The organism is Thiohalocapsa sp. (genome assembly GCF_022340605.1).
Classification (GTDB): Bacteria; Pseudomonadota; Gammaproteobacteria; order Chromatiales; family Chromatiaceae; genus Thiohalocapsa.
The window spans coordinates 79,881-98,686 of record NZ_JAJDNQ010000050.1; the positions used below are offsets into that span (position 1 = coordinate 79,881).

The 18,806-nt window shown below is 67.5% G+C and carries 18 protein-coding genes; 16 read left to right on the plus strand and 2 right to left on the minus strand.

Annotated elements, in window-relative coordinates:
- Nucleotides 1-44: 44 nt before the first annotated feature.
- Nucleotides 45-989: an AAA family ATPase gene (locus tag LJE69_RS06645; RefSeq protein ID WP_296922972.1), complete on the minus strand. Its 945-nt coding sequence runs from the start codon at nucleotides 987-989 to the stop codon at nucleotides 45-47.
- A 163-nt stretch (nucleotides 990-1,152) separates the two neighbouring features.
- Here LJE69_RS06645 and mnmG point away from each other — a divergent pair, with 163 nt between their 5' ends.
- The gene (gene mnmG / locus LJE69_RS06650) at nucleotides 1,153-3,027 is read left to right on the plus strand and encodes a tRNA uridine-5-carboxymethylaminomethyl(34) synthesis enzyme MnmG (RefSeq protein WP_296922974.1); all 1,875 of its coding nucleotides are present in this window, start codon (nucleotides 1,153-1,155) and stop codon (nucleotides 3,025-3,027) included.
- A gap of 187 nt (nucleotides 3,028-3,214) precedes the next feature.
- Here the strand turns inward: mnmG and LJE69_RS06655 are convergent, their stop codons facing one another.
- Nucleotides 3,215-3,526 carry a hypothetical protein gene (locus tag LJE69_RS06655; protein WP_296922976.1) on the minus strand — a complete coding sequence of 104 codons (312 nt, stop codon included), beginning with the start codon at nucleotides 3,524-3,526 and terminating at the stop codon, nucleotides 3,215-3,217.
- Between the two features lie 814 nt (nucleotides 3,527-4,340).
- Between LJE69_RS06655 and rsmG the strand changes: the two genes are divergently transcribed.
- The 15 genes from rsmG to glmS all read left to right on the plus strand — a co-directional run bounded on the left by rsmG (nucleotide 4,341) and on the right by glmS (nucleotide 18,559).
- Nucleotides 4,341-5,015, plus strand: a complete 675-nt coding sequence (rsmG, locus tag LJE69_RS06660; protein WP_296922979.1) for a 16S rRNA (guanine(527)-N(7))-methyltransferase RsmG — start codon at nucleotides 4,341-4,343, stop codon at nucleotides 5,013-5,015.
- Between the two features lie 203 nt (nucleotides 5,016-5,218).
- On the plus strand, nucleotides 5,219-6,007 hold the full coding sequence (locus LJE69_RS06665; protein WP_296922982.1) for a ParA family protein: 789 nt from the start codon (nucleotides 5,219-5,221) through the stop codon (nucleotides 6,005-6,007).
- A gap of 146 nt (nucleotides 6,008-6,153) precedes the next feature.
- On the plus strand, nucleotides 6,154-7,062 hold the full coding sequence (locus tag LJE69_RS06670) for a ParB/RepB/Spo0J family partition protein (protein WP_296922985.1): 909 nt from the start codon (nucleotides 6,154-6,156) through the stop codon (nucleotides 7,060-7,062).
- A gap of 146 nt (nucleotides 7,063-7,208) precedes the next feature.
- Nucleotides 7,209-7,601: an ATP synthase subunit I gene (locus LJE69_RS06675; RefSeq protein ID WP_296922988.1), complete on the plus strand. Its 393-nt coding sequence runs from the start codon at nucleotides 7,209-7,211 to the stop codon at nucleotides 7,599-7,601.
- 38 nt (nucleotides 7,602-7,639) lie between these two features.
- Entirely contained in the window at nucleotides 7,640-8,503 is an 864-nt protein-coding gene (atpB, locus tag LJE69_RS06680; protein WP_296922991.1) for a F0F1 ATP synthase subunit A, read from the plus strand.
- Between the two features lie 150 nt (nucleotides 8,504-8,653).
- Nucleotides 8,654-8,887: a F0F1 ATP synthase subunit C gene (gene atpE, locus LJE69_RS06685; RefSeq protein ID WP_058557788.1), complete on the plus strand. Its 234-nt coding sequence runs from the start codon at nucleotides 8,654-8,656 to the stop codon at nucleotides 8,885-8,887.
- Between the two features lie 113 nt (nucleotides 8,888-9,000).
- Nucleotides 9,001-9,471 carry a F0F1 ATP synthase subunit B gene (locus LJE69_RS06690; protein ID WP_296922993.1) on the plus strand — a complete coding sequence of 157 codons (471 nt, stop codon included), beginning with the start codon at nucleotides 9,001-9,003 and terminating at the stop codon, nucleotides 9,469-9,471.
- Between the two features lie 9 nt (nucleotides 9,472-9,480).
- The gene (locus LJE69_RS06695; RefSeq protein WP_296922996.1) at nucleotides 9,481-10,020 is read left to right on the plus strand and encodes a F0F1 ATP synthase subunit delta; all 540 of its coding nucleotides are present in this window, start codon (nucleotides 9,481-9,483) and stop codon (nucleotides 10,018-10,020) included.
- Nucleotides 10,021-10,092: 72 nt separating this feature from the next.
- Entirely contained in the window at nucleotides 10,093-11,634 is a 1,542-nt protein-coding gene (gene atpA / locus LJE69_RS06700) for a F0F1 ATP synthase subunit alpha (protein ID WP_296922999.1), read from the plus strand.
- Nucleotides 11,635-11,839: 205 nt separating this feature from the next.
- Nucleotides 11,840-12,703, plus strand: a complete 864-nt coding sequence (gene atpG / locus LJE69_RS06705) for a F0F1 ATP synthase subunit gamma (RefSeq protein WP_296923002.1) — start codon at nucleotides 11,840-11,842, stop codon at nucleotides 12,701-12,703.
- A 94-nt stretch (nucleotides 12,704-12,797) separates the two neighbouring features.
- Nucleotides 12,798-14,174 carry a F0F1 ATP synthase subunit beta gene (gene atpD, locus LJE69_RS06710; protein WP_296923007.1) on the plus strand — a complete coding sequence of 459 codons (1,377 nt, stop codon included), beginning with the start codon at nucleotides 12,798-12,800 and terminating at the stop codon, nucleotides 14,172-14,174.
- Between the two features lie 124 nt (nucleotides 14,175-14,298).
- Entirely contained in the window at nucleotides 14,299-14,724 is a 426-nt protein-coding gene (locus LJE69_RS06715) for a F0F1 ATP synthase subunit epsilon (RefSeq protein ID WP_296923010.1), read from the plus strand.
- Between the two features lie 132 nt (nucleotides 14,725-14,856).
- Nucleotides 14,857-15,048: a hypothetical protein gene (locus LJE69_RS06720; RefSeq protein ID WP_296923013.1), complete on the plus strand. Its 192-nt coding sequence runs from the start codon at nucleotides 14,857-14,859 to the stop codon at nucleotides 15,046-15,048.
- Between the two features lie 101 nt (nucleotides 15,049-15,149).
- Nucleotides 15,150-16,520 (plus strand): bifunctional UDP-N-acetylglucosamine diphosphorylase/glucosamine-1-phosphate N-acetyltransferase GlmU, encoded by a 1,371-nt coding sequence (glmU, locus tag LJE69_RS06725; protein ID WP_296923015.1) that lies wholly within the window; start codon nucleotides 15,150-15,152, stop codon nucleotides 16,518-16,520.
- 206 nt (nucleotides 16,521-16,726) lie between these two features.
- Nucleotides 16,727-18,559: a glutamine--fructose-6-phosphate transaminase (isomerizing) gene (glmS, locus tag LJE69_RS06730; RefSeq protein WP_296923018.1), complete on the plus strand. Its 1,833-nt coding sequence runs from the start codon at nucleotides 16,727-16,729 to the stop codon at nucleotides 18,557-18,559.
- The last annotated feature ends 247 nt before the right edge of the window (nucleotides 18,560-18,806 follow it).

Consider the following 18,806-nt stretch of genomic DNA (forward strand, 5'->3'; position numbering starts at 1 on the left):
CGTCGCCCGCGCTGGAGGCGCCGGGGGCGGCGAGCCGGCGGCTGTCAGCTCACCGGCACCGACTCCAGGATCAGCTCGGCAATGGCCGCGTGGCCGCCGGCGCTGTCGTCGTCGCCGGTGGCGAGCCGGTGCGGTACCACGGCCGGCAGCACGCGCTGGATGTCCTCCGGCAGGACGAAGTCGCGCCCAGCCAGCAGCGCCCAGGCGCGGGCGGCGCGCAGCAGGCCAAGCCCGGCACGCGGCGAGAGCCCGTGCACGAAGCGCTCGCTGTTGCGGGTGAAGCGCAGGATGGCGTGGCAGTAGTCGATGACCGCGGCGGACGCGTGGACGGCCAGCACCTCCTGCTGGGCTTTGATCAGGCCGTCGGCGTCCATCGCTGGCTCGAGGTCCCCCAGCATCTCGCGGCGGTCGCGGCCGGCGAGCAGGGCCTTCTCCTGGTCCGCGTCGGGATAGCCCAGCGTGAGGCGCATCAGAAACCGGTCGAGCTGGGACTCTGGCAACGGGAAGGTGCCGATCTGGTAGAACGGATTCTGGGTGGCGATGACGAAGAAGGGCGCCGGCAGCGGCCGGGTCTCGCCTTCCGCGGTCACCTGTCGCTCCTCCATCGCCTCCAGCAGTGCGCTCTGCGCCTTGGGCGTGGCGCGGTTGATCTCGTCGGCCAGCACCACCTGCGCGAAGATCGGCCCGCGGTGGAAGCGAAACTGCTCACTGCCGCGGTCGTACACGGACACGCCGACCACGTCGGCCGGCAGCATGTCGCTGGTGAACTGAATACGCGCATGCTGGAGCCCGAGCAGGCGCGCCAGCAGTTGCGCCAGCGTGGTCTTGCCGACGCCCGGCACGTCTTCAATGAGCAGATGCCCGCCGGCCAGGAGGCAGGCCAGCGCGAGCCGGAGTTGGTGGGGCTTGCCGAGGATGACCGCGTCCGCGGCGTCGAGCACCGCGTGCAGCGGCGCCTCGGCTGGTGGCTTGCGCAAGGTTTGGAGCATGGGTCCGCCTAGCTGTGAGTGCGGCATGCCGGTGGCATGCCCGCTTGTGGTCGTCCGTCGGCGTTGACGCCGCTGGGCTCGGAAATGCTGAATTTTCAGCGCTTTTCTTCTTCGAGAGGCCCATTGCCTAGTATATTTGCCTCGTCCACGAGGAATGCGACCCATGTCCGACAATCACTGCTTCGAGGTCATCGTCGTCGGCGGCGGCCATGCCGGCACCGAGGCCGCGCTCGCCGCGGCGCGGCTTGGCGCGCGCACGCTGCTGCTCACGCACAATATCGAGACCATCGGCCAGATGAGCTGCAACCCCGCCATCGGCGGCATCGGCAAGGGGCATCTGGTGAAGGAGATCGACGCGCTCGACGGCCTCATGGCCCGCGCCGCGGACCGCGGCGGTATCCAGTTCCGTATTCTCAACCGCCGCAAGGGGCCGGCCGTGCGTGCCACCCGCGCCCAGGCGGACCGGCTGCTGTACAAGGCGGCAGTGCGCGGCGCCGTGGAGCACCAGCCGAACCTGTGGCTGTTCCAGCAGGCGGTGGACGATCTCATGCTGGACGGCGAGCGAGTCGCCGGCGTGCGCACCCAGACCGGGCTCGCGTTCCGCGCGCCGGCGGTGGTGCTCACCGTCGGCACCTTCCTCGGCGGGCGCATTCACGTGGGCTTAAGCAATTATCGTGGCGGGCGCGCCGGCGACCCGCCGTCCATCGCGCTGGCTGAGCGGCTGCGCGAGTTGCCCTTCGCCGTGGACCGGCTCAAGACCGGCACGCCGCCGCGCATCGACGCCCGCAGCATCGACTACTCCAAGCTGGAAGAGCAGCCGGGCGACGACCCCGTGCCGGTGTTCTCGTACCTCGGCGACCCCACCGAGCACCCGCCCCAGGTGAGCTGCCACATCGCCCGCACCACCGAGCGCACGCACGAGATCATCCGCGCCGGGCTGTCGCGCTCGCCCATGTTCACCGGCGTCATCGAGGGCGTCGGGCCGCGCTACTGCCCGTCCATCGAGGACAAGATCGTGCGCTTCGCGGACAAGGCGTCGCACCAGATCTTCGTGGAGCCGGAGGGGCTGGACACCACCGAGGTCTACCCCAACGGCATCTCCACCAGCCTGCCGTTCGAGGTGCAGTTCGACCTGGTGCGCTCCATCCCGGGCTTCGAGCAGGCGCACATCACCCGGCCCGGCTATGCCATCGAATACGACTTCTTCGACCCGCGTGACCTTGCGCCCACCCTGGAGACCCGTTTCGTGCCCGGCCTCTACTTCGCTGGCCAAATCAATGGCACCACAGGCTACGAGGAGGCCGCGGCGCAGGGCCTGCTCGCCGGCGCCAACGCGGCGCTCGCGGTGCAGGGGCGCGAGCCCTGGTCACCGCGCCGGGACGAGGCCTATATCGGCGTCCTGGTGGACGACCTCATCACCCGCGGCACCACCGAGCCCTACCGCATGTTCACCAGCCGCGCCGAGTACCGGCTGATGCTGCGCGAGGACAACGCGGATCTGCGCCTGACCGAGACCGGCCGGCGCTTGGGACTCGTCGGCGATGCGCGCTGGCGGCGCTTCGAGGCCAAGCGCGAGGCCATCGAGCGCGAACAGGCGCGGCTGCGCGAGTGCTGGGTGCGGCCGGGCACGCCGGCGGCCGTGGCGCTGGTGGCAAGCACCAGCGAGACCATCGCCCGCGAGATACGCGCGCTGGAGCTGCTGGCCCGCCCGCGCGTGGGCTATACCGAGCTGATGCAGGCTGAAAGCCTGGGTCCCGGCGTGGACGATGCCCAGGTGGCCGAGCAGATCGAGATCCAGGCCAAATACGCGGGCTACCTGGAGCGCCAGCAGCACGAGGTGGCGCGGCAGCGCGCCGAGGACGCCCGCACCCTACCGGCGGACTTCGACTACGCCAACGTGCGCGGCCTGTCCGCCGAGGTGCGCGAGAAGTTCCAGCGGGTGCGGCCGGCCACCATCGGCCAGGCAGCGCGCATCCCAGGCGTGACGCCGGCGGCGGTGTCGCTGCTGCTGATCCATCTCAAGCGGCAGAGCGCCTGATGGTGCCGGCCATCGCTGATGGTCTCCAATGGCGTGCCCAGCTAGGGCCTTGTTCGTAAGTCCGTCCACCGCTGTGGGAGCGCCCTCCTCGGCGCGATCGGCACCCGCTTACGTGCCGGTGCTGCCGTTTTGTTTCGCCCCCAAGAACGTGATGCGCACTCCGATCCTCCCTGGAGCAACGTCAACATCAGTGGGCAAAAAGCCTGCCGACGCCCCTTAGCTTGTCCAGATTCAGGAGAAACTCGAGAACGGCTTCTGCCGTTCGCTCTGCATACCGGCGTTCGATCAGGACTTGAGCGGGTCGGGCGATTGTGATTACCGGCAGACACGTATCCTTCCCGCAGCGTCGGATGGTTGATTCCAGCGAGGTCGGCCCGTCGTCGTTGCGGTTGCCGGTGATTAGGACCACCTCGTTGGCTTGGCAGCATTCCCACACCGCGGCATCAGAGGCATCGGTCGCGAGCCTCAAGTCGGCGAAGGTGTAGACCGCAACAGCCATTTATCGCCACAGATCGGCCCACCCATCACCCGTCCAGATGTCGAGCAACATCGCGAATTGGCCTTCGATGTCGTGGTCGCTCATGACTCGTCGAGTCATGGCTGGGTTGTCCAACTCCCGGTTGCCTGAATCCCGGCAATTTTCCGGCGTGCCGAGCCCTTGGTCGCCTGCAATATCTGTCTAACTTCCGGCGATTTCCGGGCCGCGACCGCGGTCTAGGATTCTTGGTGCTGTGGTTGCCATGGCGCGCATCGGATAGATTTGAGCATGGCTCGGCATCGCAGGATGCTGGGGCGATACCTTGAAACGACGAGTCGGGACCAAACGCCAATAGACTCAGCACCCGTAAGCGCATTCCGCGGCCGCGACCACCTTGATCATACTCCCGACCGCAGCCGTGGCCGCGTGGGATGGGAGCCGCGTCCTCGGCGCGACTGGGCGCCCGTCGCGCCGCGGACGGTGCTCCCACGTCGGCGCGAAGTTATGATCGACGCCGCCGCCAGCACGGCGAGGCGGAAGAGGCGCAGCGCTTTAGCCACGGCACGCGGCTGCTTGCGAATGCCGCTAATGCCGCTGCGGCTTGAGCAATGACAGCAGCCGCGTCGTTAGCGGCCGCGCCGGGCGCGACGCACGCATGGCTGGTGGGTACGGTCGGGTGTTCAACCGGGTAGACTGCCGCGCAACAACCGCATCGTTCGCGGCACCCGGCACTTGAAGCCCCGCGAGGATTACCACCCATGACTGACAACGAGCCCTATCGCATGTTCACCAGCCGCGCCAAGTACTGGCTGATGCTGAAGCGCCGGAGCGCTTGATGGCAAGTGCCGGGACCTCGCCACCGCCGGCCGCGGACGGTCCATCGGCGCTCAACGCCGGCCTGGCCGCCCTCAGGATCGACGCCGGCGAGGCTCAACGCGCGCAGCTGCTCGCCTTCATCGCCCTGCTCGCGCGCTGGAACCTCGCCTACAATCTCACCGCCGTGCGCGACCCGGCCGAGATGGTCCCGCGCCACCTGCTCGACAGTCTCGCCGTGCTGCCCCTTGTGCGGCGCGGGCCGCTGCTCGACGTCGGCACCGGCCCCGGCCTGCCGGGGCTGCCGCTGGCCATCCTGCGTCCGGAGCTCGACTTCACGCTGCTGGACAGCAACGGGAAGAAGATCCGATTCGTGCGTCAGGCGGTGCTCGAGCTTGAGCTCGGCAACGTCACCCCGGTGCAGGCGCGGATGCAGGCGTACCGGCCGCAGGTGAATTTCGCTACCATTACCGCGCGTGCGGTGGCACCGCTGGCGGCGCTGTGCGCCGAATGCGCGCCGCTCACGGCGCCGGGCGGCGTGCTGCTGGCGCTGAAAGGCCGCGATCCGGATGCCGAGGTCGCCGGGCTCGCCGCCGCGGCGTTGCCGCGCGTGCGCATGGCCGCCGTGTCGGTGCACGCGTTGCAAGTACCCGGGCTCGACGCCGAGCGCAGTGTCATCGAGGTGCCGTTCGACTGAGCCCGCGACGGTGGCGCCCCGGACGCTCGAGCGCCGCGTCCCGAACAAGCCCGGCGGATGCGCCCCGGAGCCCGGACCTGGCAGCCCGGACCTGGCAGCCCGGACCCAGGCAGGACGCGACTGCACGACGTGACGCAAATCTTCTTCCAACAGGGACGTCCCGAGGCGCCCTCACAGCCCCACGAGAGCCCCCACAACACCCCATGGCCCGCATCATCGCGATCGCAAACCAGAAAGGCGGCGTCGGCAAGACCACCACGGCCGTGAACCTCGCCGCGTCCCTCGCCTCCATGAAGCGCCGCGTGCTACTGGTGGACATGGACCCGCAGGGCAACGCCACCATGGGCGTCGGCGTGGACAAGAACGCGCTGGAGCGCACCGGCTGCGACCTGCTGCTGGAGGACGCGAGCTTCTCGCAGTGCGTGGTGCGCGTGTCGACGCCGGAGCCCGGCTTCGATCTGCTGCCGTCCAACGGCGACATGACCGCCGCCGAGGTGGGCCTGATGCAGGCCGAGGCACGCGAGCGCACGCTGGCCACCAAGCTCGCCGCGCAGTCCGCGGCCTACGAGATCATTCTGCTGGACTGCCCGCCGTCGCTGAACATGCTGACCGTGAACGCGTTGGTGGCGGCGGACGGCGTGCTGATCCCGATCCAGTGCGAGTACTACGCGCTCGAGGGGCTCTCGGCCCTGCTCGACACTATCGACCAGATCCGCGCCAGTCGCAACGCCTCGCTTCGCATCGACGGCATCCTGCGCACCATGCACGACCCGCGCAACAACCTGTCCAACCAGGTGTCCACGCAGCTCATCACCCACTTCAAGGGGCAGGTGTACCGGACTATCGTGCCGCGCAACGTCCGCCTCGCCGAAGCGCCCAGCCACGGTCTGTCGGTGCTGCAATACGACGCCAACTCCCGCGGCGCCCTGGCCTATCTGGCCCTTGCCGGCGAGGTGCTGCGCCGCCGCGAGCAGGCGCCGAACGCCGCCTAGGCCGCGTCTGCTCCGCCCCGCACATGCGAAACGCCATCTCGCTCCTCGACCCGCCGCCCTCAGCCGATGCCCCGATATCCACAGCAGCAGAGCCGGCGGCCAACGACCCCGGCGGCGCGACCCCAGCGCCGGAGGATCAGCGCCCCATGACCAGCGTTAAGAAGCGCGGCCTCGGCCGCGGACTCGACGCCCTGCTGGGCGGTGCGCGGGAGCCGGAGCCCGCGGAGGCGGGGCCGGCCGAGGCCGCCGAGCCACTCACCCGGGCGGTGCCCGGCGATGCGGTTCTGCGCTTGCCGCTGGATTGCATCGACCGCGGCCGCTACCAACCGCGCCGTGAGTTCGACCCGGATGGCCTGCGCGAGCTCGCCGACTCCATCGCCAGCCAGGGCGTGCTGCAACCCATCGTGGTGCGCCCGGTGGTCGGCGACCGCTACGAAATCGTCGCCGGCGAGCGGCGCTGGCGTGCGAGCCAGCAGGCGGGGCTCAACGACATCCCCGTGGTGGTGCGCGAGGTCAACGAGCAAACCGCCCTCGCCATCGCGCTCATCGAAAACATTCAGCGCGAGGACCTGGCGCCCCTGGAGGAGGCCGGCGCGCTGCAACGGCTGCAAGAGGAATTCGGCCTCACCCACCAGCAGGTGGCGGAGGCGGTCGGCAAGTCCCGCACCACGGTTACCAACCTGCTGCGGCTCCAGGAACTGGGCGCCGAGACCAAGTCGCTGCTGGATGCCGGACGGCTGGAGATGGGCCACGCCCGCGCCCTGCTCGGGCTCAAGGGCGACACCCAGACCCTGGCCGCGCGGCAGGTGGTGGCGCGCGGGCTCTCGGTGCGCGAGACGGAGCGGCTGGTGCGCAGGTTGCAGGGCGAAGAAGGGGGCGCACCGCGCAACCGCTCCGCGGCAGAGGACCCGGACATCCGCCGCTTGCAGGACGACCTCGCCGAGCGGCTTGGCGCCCGCGTGGCGATCCAGCACGGCAGCAAGGGCGCCGGCAAGCTGGTCATCGCCTACAACAGCCTCGACGAGCTCGATGGCATCCTCGGGCATATCCGCTAGGTGTCCAGTGGAATCTGCCCAGATGCGTCGTCATTAATCCGTAACGCCGTGGGGTTGCTGGTAATGCGAGCTGGCCGTGAGGTTCATTGGGGGTTTGACCCGAATATTCGAGCACGCTTATACTCGCGGCTCTTTGCGGGGGGCAGGTGATTTCGGGGGATTCCCGTGGCATCGGTCCGCGTGATCGTGCCCAGCTTCGCCGGCTGCTTTTTTGGCAGTTGGCCTTTGCTGTTGCCGCAGTCCTGACTGCGGCGCCGTTCGGCTTGACGACTCTCGAATCGGCGGCGATCGGCGCTGGTGTCTGTCTCCTCGCCAACTGGGTTTTCGCCCTGAGGGTCTTCCGTCGATATTGCGCCCAGGCGCCGTCGGAACTCGCGCTGCGGATCTATGCCGCCGAAATCGTCAAGATCTTCTTGGTGCTCGGCCTCTTCACGCTCGCGTTCGTCACCCTCGCGGATCTCAACCTGCCGGCACTGCTCGGCACCTATTTCGCGGTGCAGGTGCTGCCCGCGCTGTTTGCATCGCGGCCGTCACGCTAAGACCGCCGCCAACAGAGTTTGCCAACCGGACTTGACCGATGTCTGCTGAAACGCTTACCGCGCAGGAATACATCCAGCACCACCTGACCAACCTGACCCTGGGCTTCCTCCCGGACCACGGCCTGACCTTCGCGCACAACGCCGAAGAGGCCGCCGCCATGGGCTTTTGGGCGCTCAACGTGGACAGCCTGCTGTGGTCCTTCGGCCTCGGCTATCTCGCCTACCGCTGGATGCTCGGCGTCGCGGAGAAGGCCAGTGCCGGCGTGCCCAACCGGGCGCAGAATTTCTTCGAGTGGATCGTCGACTTTGTCAACGAGAACGTGCGCGGGTCTTTCTCCGCCAAGAACGACATGGTGGCCCCGCTGGCGCTCACCGTGTTCGTCTGGGTCTTCTTGATGAATCTCATGGACCTGATTCCGGTTGACTTGATCCCCTACGCCTTCTCGCACTTCATGGGGCTGTTCGGCGCCGACCCGCACCACGTTTACATGCGCGTCGTGCCCAGCACCGACCCGAACATCACCTTCGGCATGTCACTGACGGTGTTCCTGCTGGTGCTCTTCTACAGTTTCAAGGTCAAGGGCGTCGGTGGCTTCGCGGCGGAGCTGACCATGCAGCCGTTCGGCAAGTTCGGCATGCCGGCGAACCTGCTGCTTGAAGGCATCAACCTGTTCTCGAAGCCGCTCTCGCTGTCGTTGCGACTGTTCGGAAACATGTATGCCGGCGAGATGATCTTCATCCTCATCGCGCTGATGTACGGCCACAACCTGGTACTCGACCTCTCCGGCGGCGTGCTGCAACTGGCCTGGGCCATCTTCCACATCCTGATCATCACGCTGCAGGCCTTCATCTTCATGGTGCTCACCATCGTCTACCTCGACATGGCGCATTCGCACCACTGAGGCGCAACGCTACAGGCCCGGCGTCTCGGTCCCGGCTCGGCGGCTCAACCGCAGGCACGCCCACGCGGCGCTGCATGTCGCCAACCGGGGCGCCGCGCGACAACCTACACCCTAACCTTCCAACCCAAGCAGATCCCGAGGGGAATCCAAATGGAGCTCGCACAAGCACTCGTCTACGTCGCCGCCGGTCTGATGCTCGGTCTCGGTGCCATCGGCGCCGGTGTCGGCATCGGTGTTCTGGGTGGCCGTTTCCTGGAGGGCGCGGCCCGTCAGCCCGAGCTGATCCCGATGCTGCGCACCCAGTTCTTCATCGTCATGGGTCTGACCGACGCGCTGCCGGTCATCGCCATCGCGATGGGCCTGTATGCGATGTTTGCCCTCTGAGCCGACTTCCGGTCCTCAGGAAGCTCAACCCGCGGAGCTGAAGTCGGGCGGTCGACGGCGCGCGCCGCTGGCCGCCGTTCCACACTAGAGGCAAACGTCAGAAAGGCAGACGGATGAACATCAACCTTACTTTGCTCGTGCAGATGATCGCCTTCGGCGTGTTCGTCGCCTTCTGCATGAAGTACGTGTGGCCGCCGATCATGAAGGCGCTGGAGGAGCGCACGGCGAAGATCGCCGAGGGGCTCGCCGCCGCCGAGCGCGGCAAGCAGGAGCAGGAGCTGGGCGAGCAGCGCGCGCTGGAGGTCATGAAAGAGGCCAAGTCCAGTGCCGCGGACATCGTTACGCAGGCGCAGAAGCGCTACAACGAGATCCTGGACGAGGCCAAGCGCGACGCCGTCGCGGAGGCCGAGCGCATTCGCCACGCGGCGCATGCGGAGATCGAGCTGGAGGCGAATCGGGCACGCGAGGAGTTGCGTGAGCGCATGGCGCAGTTGGCCATCGCGGCGGCAGAGAAGATCCTGCAGAAGGAAGTCGACGCCCGTGCGCACAAGGACATCGTCGAAGCCTTCGCCAAGCAAATCTAGGGGCACAGCATGGCCGGAGACACCACCACCATCGCCCGCCCCTATGCCGAGGCGGCCTTCGAGGTTGCCAAGGCGGACGGGAACATGGACGCCTGGGCCGACGGGCTCGTGCTGCTCGGCGCCATCGTCGCGGACCCGCGGGTCGCGGAACAGATCGACAACCCGAACGCGACCGCGCAGCAGCTCATCGAGCTGATCTTCGGCGTCGCCGGCGAGGGCCTGACCGAGCACCAGCAGAATCTGGTCAGGCTCTTGGCCGCCAACAAGCGCCTCATCGTGCTGCCGGACGTCGCGCGGTTGTTCGCGCAGATGAAGACCATTTACGACGGGCTGCGCCACATCGAAGTGACCAGTGCCTTCCCGGTCTCCGACGCCGAGCGCGAGGAGCTGGCGCAGCGGCTGAAGGCCCATTTCGGCGCCGACGTGGACCTAAGCGTTGCGGACGACCCGAGCCTCATCGGCGGCATCAAGGTGCGTGCCGGTGACATCGTCATCGACGGCTCGGTGCGCGGCAAGCTGGAGCGGCTGTCCAACGACCTGCAATTCTGATGTTCGCCGCCGCGTACCGCGGCGGCGCGCACCCATATCGGAGCCCCATCTGAGCCCTTTCGGAGCAAAGCCATGCAACTGAATCCCTCTGAGATCAGCGATCTGATCAAACAGAAGATCGAACAGTTCGATCTCAAGACCGAGGCGCGGGCCGAGGGCACGATCGTCAGCCTCACCGACGGCATCGTGCGCATCTACGGCCTGTCGGACGCCCAGTACTACGAGATGCTGGAGTTTCCGAACAACATCTTCGGCCTGGCGCTGAACCTGGAGCGCGATTCGGTCGGCGCCGTGGTGCTCGGCGACTACACCAGCCTGTCCGAGGGCGACTGGGTGCGCTGCACCGGCCGCGTGCTGGAGGTGCCGGTGGGCGAGGGCCTGCTCGGCCGCGTCATCGACTCCTTGGGTCAGCCGCTGGACGGCAAGGGTCCGGTGCAATCCGCGGGCAGTTCGTCGCTGGAGAAGATCGCCCCGGGTGTCATCGCCCGTCAGTCTGTCGATCAGCCTTTGCAGACCGGCCTCAAGGCGATCGATGCCATGGTGCCCGTCGGCCGTGGCCAGCGCGAGCTCATCATCGGCGACCGCCAGACCGGCAAGACCGCCGTGGCCGTGGACGCCATCATCAATCAGAAGGGCACCGGCGTTAAGTGCATCTACGTCGCCGTGGGCCAGAAGAACAGCTCGGTGGCGGCGGTGCAGCGCAAGCTCGAAGAGCACGGCGCCATGGAGCACACCATCATCGTGCACGCCGGCGCCTCCGACTCCGCGGCCATGCAGTTCATCGCCCCCTACGCCGGCTGCGCCATGGGCGAGTACTTCCGCGACAAGGGCGAGGACGCGCTCATCATTTACGACGACCTCACCAAGCAGGCTTGGGCTTACCGCCAGGTGTCGCTGCTGCTGCGCCGCCCGCCGGGTCGCGAAGCCTATCCGGGTGACGTCTTCTATCTGCACTCGCGCCTGCTGGAGCGTGCCGCGCGGGTCAACGCCGACTTCGTCGAGAAGGCTACCAACGGCGCGGTGAAGGGCAAGACCGGCTCGCTGACGGCGCTGCCCATCATCGAGACCCAGGCCGGTGACGTGTCCGCCTTCGTGCCAACCAACGTCATCTCCATCACCGACGGCCAGATCTTCCTCGAGACCGACCTGTTCAACGCCGGTATCCGCCCCGCCATCAACGCGGGCTTGTCGGTGTCGCGTGTCGGTGGTGCGGCGCAGACCAAGATCATCAAGAAGCTCGGTGGCGGTATTCGCCTGGCGCTGGCCCAGTTCCGCGAGCTGGCCGCCTTCTCGCAGTTCGCCTCCGACCTGGACGAGGCCACCCGCAAGCAGCTCGAGCGCGGTGAGCGCGTCACGGAGCTCATGAAGCAGGTCCAGTACAGCCCGATGAGCGTGGCGCAAATGGCCGTGTCGCTGTTCGCCGTCAACGAGGGCTACCTGGACGACGTCGAGGTCAAGAAGGTCGTCGACTTCGAGCGTGCCCTGCAGAGCTACATGGGCTCCGCGCAGAAGCCGCTGCTGGACAAGATCAACGCGTCCGGCGACTACAGCGACGAGATCAAGGAGTCCTTGCACGCCGCGCTGAAGGACTTCAAAGCCAACAACACTTGGTAAGTTCGAGCTGTCGGCCAGGTTGAGGTGGCCCGGTGAGCTCGCGCCGCTGGGGCCCCGCCGGGCCTAGGATTCCCGGGCCAAGCGCCGGGGGCCGAGCGCCCCGGCCCCGGCCCCTGGCACTCGGCCCTAAGCGCCTGGTCTTCGCATGAAGTGATGGCTGCGTACTCGGATACCGACAGTTAGAACCTTCCGTTAGGAGCCCCTTATGGCAGGCGCCAAAGAGATCCGCACCAAGATCGCGAGCATCAAGAGCACGCAGAAGATCACGAAGGCCATGGAGATGGTCGCCACGTCCAAGATGCGCAAGGCGCAGGATCGGATGCGTGCGTCGCGCCCGTACGCGGAGAAGATGCTGCAGGTGATCACGCACCTGTCCAAGGCATCGCCGGAGTACAACCACAGCTTCCTCGCCACCGAGCGCGCCGTGAAGCGCGTCGGCTACATCGTCGTGTCTTCCGACCGTGGTCTCTGCGGCGGCCTTAACGCCAACCTGTTCCGCAAGCTGGTGATGCAGATCCGCGAGGATCGTGCCGCCGGCGTCGAATCCACCTTCTGCACCGTCGGCAACAAGGCCCTCGGCTTCTTCCGCCGCTTCGGCGGTCACGTCGAGGCGCAGGTGACGCACCTCGGCGACAAGCCGCACATCGAGGATCTCATCGGCACCATCAAGGTGATGCTGAACGCCTACGAGCAGGGCGAGATCGACGTCATTTACATCGCCTACAACGAGTTCGTGAACACCATGACCCAGCAGCCCACGATCCGGCAGCTGGTGCCTCTGCAGGCGCCCGAGGATGGCCCGAGCGGCCCGATCTGGGACTACATTTACGAGCCCGATGCCCGCTTGGTGCTGGACAACCTGCTCTCGCGCTACATCGAGTCACTGGTCTACCAGGCCGTGGTGGAGAACGGCGCCTGCGAGCAGGCCGCCCGCCGCGTCGCCATGAAGGCCGCCACCGACAACGCCGGCGGCCTCATCGATGAGCTTCAGCTCGTCTACAACAAGGCACGTCAGGCGGCGATCACGCAGGAAATCTCCGAGATCGTCAGTGGCGCCGCCGCGGTCTGAGGCCTGGTGTAAGCAACCCGTACCGACCGAATTCCCAATCCAATACATCGATCGCTTTGCGCCCTCGCGCGAAGTAGCAGACGAGGAAAGAACTATGAGCTCCGGTAAGGTCGTGGAAATCATCGGCGCCGTCGTCGATGTCCAATTCCCTCGTGACGACATGCCCAAAGTCTATGATGCGCTGACCATCGACAAGTCCGGGCTGACGCTGGAGGTGGAGCAGCAGCTCGGCGACGGCGTTGTGCGCACCATCGCCATGGGCTCCACCGATGGCCTGCAGCGCGGCGTGGACGTCAGCAACACCGGCAAGCCCATCAGCGTGCCGGTGGGGCAGGCGACCCTCGGGCGCATCATGGACGTGCTCGGCCGGCCCATCGACGAGAAGGGTGACGTCGGCGCCGAGGAGCACTGGGCCATCCACCGCAAGCCGCCGTCCTTCGAGGAGCAGTCCGGTGCGGCGGAGATCCTCGAGACCGGCATCAAGGTCATCGACCTCATCATGCCCATCGCCAAGGGCGGCAAGGTCGGCCTGTTCGGCGGCGCCGGCGTCGGCAAGACCGTCACGTTGATGGAGCTGATCCGCAACATCGGCGTCGAGCACTCCGGCTTCTCGGTGTTCGCCGGCGTCGGCGAGCGCACCCGCGAGGGCAACGACTTCTACCACGAGATGACCGAGGGCGGCGTGCTCGACAAGGTGGCACTGGTCTATGGCCAGATGAACGAGCCGCCCGGCAACCGCCTGCGCGTCGCGCTCACCGGCCTGACCATGGCGGAGTACTTCCGCGACGAGGGCCGTGACGTGCTGATGTTCATCGACAACATCTATCGTTACACCTTGGCCGGCACCGAGGTGTCCGCATTGCTCGGCCGCATGCCCTCCGCGGTGGGCTACCAGCCGACCCTGGCCTCCGAGATGGGTGCTCTGCAGGAGCGCATCACGTCCACCAACACCGGCTCCATCACGTCGTTCCAGGCAGTCTACGTGCCGGCTGATGACCTCACCGACCCGTCGCCGGCAACCACGTTCGCGCACTTGGACGCCACCCTGGTGCTGTCGCGTCAGATCGCGGAGCTGGGCATCTACCCGGCCGTGGACCCGCTGGATTCCACCAGCCGTATCCTCGACCCGAACATCGTCGGTCAGGAGCACTACGAGACCGCCCGTGCGGTGCAGGGCACGCTGCAACGCTACAAGGAGTTGAAGGACATCATCGCCATTCTGGGCATGGACGAGCTCTCCGACGAGGACAAGCTGATCGTCGCCCGCGCGCGCAAGATCCAGCGCTTCCTGTCGCAGCCGTTCTTCGTGGCGGAGGTGTTCACCGGCTCGCCCGGCAAGTACGTGTCGCTGAAGGACACCATTGCCGGCTTCAAGGCCATCGTCAACGGCGACCACGACTCGCTGCCGGAGCAGGCGTTCTACATGGTCGGCTCCATCGACGAGGCGGTTGAGAAGGCGCAGAAGATGTAACCGGTCCGGCGCCGCTGCCGCCCGCGCCGGCCATGGCCGGGCGGGCAGCGTGCGGCGCCACACACCGGCAGCATCCGCCGAACAAGAGATTTCTCTGGATTACAGAGCCCTGGAGCACGCCGATATGGCAATGCAGATCCACGTGGATATCGTCAGCGCCGAGGGTGCGATCCACTCCGGCAGCGCGTCGATGGTCTACGTCCCCGGCGAGATGGGCGAGCTCGGCATCGCCCCACGCCATGCGCCGCTGATCACGCGGCTCAAGCCCGGCGACGTCCGCGTCGAAGACCAACACGGGCAGATGGACCACTTTTACGTCTCCGGCGGCATGCTGGAGGTGCAGCCGGATGTGGTGACCGTGCTCGCGGACACCGCCATCCGCGCCGAGAACATCGACGAGGCCAAGGCGCTCGAGGCCAAGCGCCGCGCCGAGGACGCGCTGGCCGGCCAGACCGCCGAGTTCGAATATGCCAAGGCCCAGGCCGAGCTGGCCGAGGCCATCGCTCAATTGCGCGCCATCGAGAAGCTGCGCAAAATGAAGGCGAGCTGACGCCGCACACGTGTCGGCGCCGATCTTCCGGCGGACGGGCGCTCCTGTCGCCCGTCCGTTTTGCGCGTCATGTTGACTGCGCTATGCTCCCGGTGCATAACTGGCACCGAACGGAACAGCACAGCGCACCCGATGACCCAGCAGGTCGCCAACGGCCGCCCCACCATGGACGGCACCCATCCCCTGGCCGGTAAGCGGCTCCCTCAGCGTCTCCTCGTGCGCATCCATGTCTACGGGGTGCGAAACCCCGATGCCGGCGATTCTGCCGGCGATCCGCAACAGGACGCCTCGGGTGGGTCCACCGCCTGGCATCTCCTGCACTGAGTGCCCGGATCGAGCTCCCGACACGGACGGCAGGCAAGCCTTCGCTCCATGACACAGTCGGCTCCCGGGTTCCGCCTTCCTCAACCAAAGGTTCTCGCGTCATGAGCCTAGGCGTCGTCATCCTCGCCGCCGGCAAGGGCACGCGCATGCGCTCCGCCCTGCCGAAGGTCCTCCATCCCCTCGCTGGCCGGCCATTGCTACGCCACGTGCTGGACGCCGCCGAAGCGGTCGGCGCGGCACGGGTCTGCGTCGTCTACGGCCACGGCGGCGAGATGGTGCCATCCACGCTGGCCGACGCCGAATGCGCGTGGGTGGAGCAGGCCGAGCGGCTTGGCACCGGGCACGCGGTGCAGCAAGCGTTGCCGGCCATGACCGGCGTGGAGCGGGTGCTGGTGCTCTACGGCGACGTGCCGCTCATCGAGCCGGAGACCCTGAACCGGCTGGTGGCGGACAGCGCGGAGACGGCGCTGGGCCTGCTCACCATGACCCTCGCCGATCCCACCGGGTACGGCCGCATCGTGCGCGATGCCGACGGCCGCGTGCTGCGCAGCGTCGAGCACAAGGACGCCAGCGACGCCGAGCGCGCCATCACCGAGGTCAACACCGGCATCATCGTCGCCCACCGCCAGCGCCTCGAGGACTGGCTCGGGCGCGTCGGCAACGACAACGTGCAGCGCGAGTACTACCTCACCGATGTCATCGGCCTAGCCACCGGCGACGGCGTCGACGTGGTCACCGCGCAGCCCGAGACACTGGAAGAGGTAGCGGGCATCAACGACCGCATTCAGCTCGCGGAGCTGGAGCGCTACCATCAGCGGCGCACGGCGGAATGCCTGATGCGCCGGGGCACCACCATCATCGACCCGGCGCGCATCGACATCCGCGGCACGTTGGAATGCGAGCGGGACGTGGTGCTGGACGTGAATCTGATCTGCGAAGGCCGCGTGCGCATCGGCGCCGGTGCGCGCATCGGACCCAACTGTCTGCTCAAGGACTGCGAGATCGGTCCGGGTGTCGAGGTGCTGGCCAATTGCGTCATCGAGGGTGCTCGGGTCGGCGCCGGTGCCCGCGTCGGTCCCTTCGCCCGCCTGCGGCCGGAGGCGGACCTCGGCCGCGATTGCCACGTCGGCAACTTCGTCGAGATCAAGAAGTCGCAGATCGCCGAGGGCAGCAAGGTCAACCACCTGACCTACATCGGTGACACCGAAATGGGCCGTGGCGTCAATATCGGTGCCGGCACCATCACCTGCAACTATGATGGCGCCAACAAGCACCGCACCGTCATCGGCGACGGTGCCTTCATCGGCTCCAACACCGCGCTCGTGGCGCCGGTCAACATCGGCGCCGGCGCCACCATCGGCGCCGGCTCTGTCATCGTGCGCGACGCGCCAGCCGAGCAACTCACCCTGGCGCGTGGCCGGCAAGTGACGATCGAAGGCTGGGAGAGGCCCGTAAAGAAACCTAAGGTATAGCCCCTCACGCAAGCACGGGGAGATCCCGCTGGCCGGGCGTGTACGAGTTGGGTTCTGATATCGGGGTGGACCTGGGTGCAAGGGACGCGCGCAGTCCGGCGGCGATCCCGACGCTCGGTCCTCGGCCGTGAGCCCGGTCAACCGAGCATCGATCGATCGGGACCGTTTCTCGCGGGCTTGTACAACAACCTCGGAGGCATGCTCCTATGTGCGGCATCGTCGGCGCCATCGCACAGCGGCCGGTTGCGGCCATCTTGCTGGAAGGACTGAAGCGGCTCGAGTATCGTGGCTATGACTCCGCGGGGCTCGCCGTGCTGAGTGCCGACGGCGGCATCTGCCGGCTGCGGACCCTCGGCAAGGTGGCGAAGCTCGTGGATGCCGTCGCCGCCGAGCCGGTGGGCGGCACCGTCGGCATCGCCCACACCCGCTGGGCCACGCACGGCGAGCCGTCCACCGAGAATGCGCATCCGCACCTCTCCGGCGACCGCTGCGCCATCGTTCACAACGGCATCATCGAGAATCACGCCGCCCTGCGCGCCGAGCAGATTGCCGCCGGGCACAGGTTCACGTCGCAGACCGACACCGAGGTCGTCGTTCACGCCATCTACGACGAGCTCGACGCCGGATATTCCCTGACCGACGCCGTCCGGCGTACCCGGGGGCGGCTCGAAGGCGCCTACGCCCTCGGCGTCATCGACGCCCGTGACCCGACCCGGCTCGTCGCCACCCGCCAGGGCAGTCCGCTGGTGATTGGTGTCGGCTTCCAGGAGCACTTCATCGCCTCCGACGTGTTCGCGCTGCTGCCGGTGACGAACCGCTTCATCTTCCTGGAAGAAGGCGATCTCGCCGAGCTCAGGCTCGACGGCGTCACCATCTGGGACCGCGCCGGCGACATCGTCGAGCGCCCGGTCCGCGAGTCCCGCGTGGCCGCGGACTCCGCCGAGCGCGGCGAGTACCGTCACTTCATGCTGAAGGAGATCTTCGAGCAGCCGCGCGCCATCGCCGACACCCTGGAGGGCCGCATCGGTGCCGAGCGGGTGCTGCCGGAGGCGTTTGGACTGGAGGCCGAGGCGGTGCTGGCAACGGCCCGCGCTGTCACCATCGTCGCCTGCGGCACGAGCTACCACGCCGGGCTCGTGGCCAAGTACTGGATCGAGGCCCTGGCCAACATCCCCTGCCGGGTGGAGGTGGCCAGCGAGTACCGCTACCGCAAGCACGTTGTGCCCGAGGACGCGCTCTTCGTCACCATCTCGCAGTCCGGCGAGACCGCCGATACCCTGGCGGCGCTGCGCATCGCCAAGGAGAGCGGCTATGCCAAGACGCTCGCCATCTGCAACGTGCCGGAGAGCTCGCTGGTGCGGGAGTCCGACCTGGTGCTGCTGACCCACGCCGGACCCGAGATCGGCGTCGCCTCCACCAAGGCCTTCACCACCCAGCTCGTAGCACTGCTGCTGCTCACCCTTAGCCTCGCCCGCACCCGCGGCATGGACGCGGACGCCGAGGCCCGGGCGGTGGGGCTGCTGCGCGGACTCACGGCCAAGCTGGAAGAGGTGCTGGCCATCGACGCGCGCATCGCCGAGCTGGCCGAGCACTTCATCGAGAAGAAGCACTGCCTGTTCCTCGGCCGCGGCGAGGAATACCCCATCGCGATGGAAGGCGCGCTGAAGCTCAAGGAGATCTCCTACATCCACGCCGAGGCCTACCCCGCCGGCGAGCTCAAGCACGGCCCGCTCGCGCTCATCGACGAGGACATGCCCGTCGTCGCCGTGGCGCCCAACAACGCCCTGCTGGAAAAGCTCAAGTCCAACCTCGAGGAGGTCCGCGCCCGCGGCGGCCAGCTCTTCGTCTTCGCCGATACGCAGGTGCCCATGCAGGAGGAGCCCGGCATCACCGTCATCCGTCTGCCCGAGACCGGCGACCTCATCGACCCCATCGTCTTCACCATCCCCATGCAGCTTCTCGCCTACCACGTGGCGACGCTGAAGGGCACCGATGTGGACCAGCCGCGTAACCTGGCCAAATCCGTCACGGTCGAGTAGCGCCGCGACGATCATCGTTTAGGCTGGTGGCGAGGCTCGGTCTCGCCACCCCGACCTCGGCGCCTCCGTGGCAAGCCGCGCATCCGTTTTGGGGCCGATAAGCGAAGAGGCTGTGAAGGTCTTCGGTGTAGCAGCTCTTGCGGCAGCAGCCCCTTGTGGGAGCGGCACTCTCGGTGCCGCGACCGGCGCCAAGGCAGCACACCACGCCTCGAATAAGTGCCAAGCGGCTTGCAGTCGCGCGGCCGTC

Excerpts from the sequence above, each read along its gene's own strand:
- rsmG (WP_296922979.1), top strand. The coding sequence starts at position 4,341 with ATGGCAAGTGCCGGGACCTCGCCACCGCCGGCCGCGGACGGTCCATCG.
- LJE69_RS06715 (WP_296923010.1), top strand. The coding sequence starts at position 14,299 with ATGGCAATGCAGATCCACGTGGATATCGTCAGCGCCGAGGGTGCGATC.
- LJE69_RS06670 (WP_296922985.1), top strand. The coding sequence starts at position 6,154 with ATGACCAGCGTTAAGAAGCGCGGCCTCGGCCGCGGACTCGACGCCCTG.
- atpA (WP_296922999.1), top strand. The coding sequence starts at position 10,093 with ATGCAACTGAATCCCTCTGAGATCAGCGATCTGATCAAACAGAAGATC.
- atpB (WP_296922991.1), top strand. The coding sequence starts at position 7,640 with ATGTCTGCTGAAACGCTTACCGCGCAGGAATACATCCAGCACCACCTG.
- atpE (WP_058557788.1), top strand. The coding sequence starts at position 8,654 with ATGGAGCTCGCACAAGCACTCGTCTACGTCGCCGCCGGTCTGATGCTC.
- LJE69_RS06655 (WP_296922976.1), bottom strand. The coding sequence starts at position 3,526 with ATGGCTGTTGCGGTCTACACCTTCGCCGACTTGAGGCTCGCGACCGAT.
- atpD (WP_296923007.1), top strand. The coding sequence starts at position 12,798 with ATGAGCTCCGGTAAGGTCGTGGAAATCATCGGCGCCGTCGTCGATGTC.
- mnmG (WP_296922974.1), top strand. The coding sequence starts at position 1,153 with ATGTCCGACAATCACTGCTTCGAGGTCATCGTCGTCGGCGGCGGCCAT.
- LJE69_RS06695 (WP_296922996.1), top strand. The coding sequence starts at position 9,481 with ATGGCCGGAGACACCACCACCATCGCCCGCCCCTATGCCGAGGCGGCC.
- atpG (WP_296923002.1), top strand. The coding sequence starts at position 11,840 with ATGGCAGGCGCCAAAGAGATCCGCACCAAGATCGCGAGCATCAAGAGC.
- LJE69_RS06690 (WP_296922993.1), top strand. The coding sequence starts at position 9,001 with ATGAACATCAACCTTACTTTGCTCGTGCAGATGATCGCCTTCGGCGTG.
- glmU (WP_296923015.1), top strand. The coding sequence starts at position 15,150 with ATGAGCCTAGGCGTCGTCATCCTCGCCGCCGGCAAGGGCACGCGCATG.
- LJE69_RS06665 (WP_296922982.1), top strand. The coding sequence starts at position 5,219 with ATGGCCCGCATCATCGCGATCGCAAACCAGAAAGGCGGCGTCGGCAAG.
- LJE69_RS06720 (WP_296923013.1), top strand. The coding sequence starts at position 14,857 with ATGACCCAGCAGGTCGCCAACGGCCGCCCCACCATGGACGGCACCCAT.
- LJE69_RS06645 (WP_296922972.1), bottom strand. The coding sequence starts at position 989 with ATGCTCCAAACCTTGCGCAAGCCACCAGCCGAGGCGCCGCTGCACGCG.
- glmS (WP_296923018.1), top strand. The coding sequence starts at position 16,727 with ATGTGCGGCATCGTCGGCGCCATCGCACAGCGGCCGGTTGCGGCCATC.